Origin of the sequence: Bacillus sp. SIMBA_074, assembly GCF_046534555.1 — a bacterium.
Classification (GTDB): Bacteria; Bacillota; Bacilli; order Bacillales; family Bacillaceae_G; genus Bacillus_A; species Bacillus_A mycoides.
Genome location: NZ_JAWRYM010000072.1, coordinates 1 through 1,446, shown reverse-complemented (window position 1 = coordinate 1,446; position 1,446 = coordinate 1). Strand labels below are relative to the sequence as shown.

Here is a 1,446-nt window from a genome sequence, read left to right as displayed (position 1 = left end):
TGAACTGCACCCCAATTGTTAGACACAGTCTAACAATTGGAGGTGCAGTTTTTCTATGGCTAAATTTACAGCTGATAAAAAAATACAAATCGTTCTACGTTATTTGAACGGAAATGAAAGTTATCGAGAAATGGGTAGAGCGATCGGTATAAGTGGCACAATCATTTTGAATTGGGTAAACCAATATAAGCAAAATGGTGTGGAAGCTTTTCTAAAACGATGTACAAATTACACACAACAATTTAAACTAGACGTACTAAACTTTATGATTGAAAACGGTATGTCCTTATTTGAGACGGCAGCTATCTTTAACATTCCTGCCCCTTCAACGATTTCTGTTTGGAAAAAACAACTCGAAACACAAGGAATTGATGCCCTTCAATCTAAGAAAAAGGGGCGTTCATCCATGAAAAAAGATTCAAATAAACAATTAAAACAAGCTTTAGCTGAAGGGTCAGTCGAAGCACTTGAAGCACGTATTAAACAGCTTGAAATGGAAAATGAGTACTTAAAAAAGTTGAATGCCTTAGTTCAAAACAAGGAAAAATCACAAAACAAGATAAAGCGCAAGTAGTCTATGAATTAAGGCATAAATATTTGGTGAAGGCACTCGTGGAGCTAGCTGGTATTCCACGAAGCACGTATTATGATTTAGTAAAAAAAATGAATCGCCCAGATGTAGATGCCGATTTGAAAGCTGAGATTAAAGCGATTTATGAGGAGAATGAAGGTCGTTATGGTTACCGTCGCATTCGTGATGAATTAACGAATCGTGGTCAGAAAGTGAATCACAAGAAGGTGCAACGCATTATGAAAGAGCTTGGCTTAAAGTGCGTTGTGCGCATGAAGAAATATAAATCTTATAAGGGGAAAGTCGGTAAAATTGCCCCCAATATTTTAGAGCGTAATTTTTATGCAGATGCACCGAATCAAAAATGGGTAACAGACATCACAGAGTTTAAATTGTTTGGAGAAAAACTGTATGTATCACCTGTATTAGATTTGTATAATGGTGAAATTATTACCTATACAATTGGTTCTAGACCGACGTATTCGCTTGTTTCAGAGATGTTAGAGAAAGCATTAGAACGTTTACCTGAAAACCACCAGCTACTGATGCATTCGGATCAAGGATGGCATTATCAAATGAGACAGTACGTCCGTACACTTGAATCAAGAGCTATCGTACAGAGTATGTCTCGAAAAGGAAACTGTTACGACAACGCAGTAATAGAGAATTTCTTTGGGATTATGAAGTCGGAGTTCCTCTATATAAAAGAATTTGAATGTATTGAGCATTTTAAAATAGAATTAGAAAAATATATAGATTATTATAATACGAAACGGATTAAGGCAAAATTAAAAATGAGCCCGGTACAATACCGGACTCATTTGGATCAAGTTGCCTAATGAAATAACCGTGTCTAACTTTTAGGGGTCACTTCA

Annotated in this window: 1 protein-coding gene; it reads left to right on the top strand. The window is 36.0% G+C overall.

Translation table 11 applies throughout. The features are described from left to right. Nucleotides 1-55 precede the first annotated feature (55 nt). Nucleotides 56-1,410 (top strand): IS3 family transposase gene (locus tag SB773_RS29810; protein ID WP_410593793.1). Its coding sequence is split into 2 segments (ribosomal slippage): nucleotides 56-509 and nucleotides 509-1,410, totalling 1,356 coding nucleotides; the frame shifts between segments, so codons are not numbered across the junction. The last annotated feature ends 36 nt before the right edge of the window (nucleotides 1,411-1,446 follow it).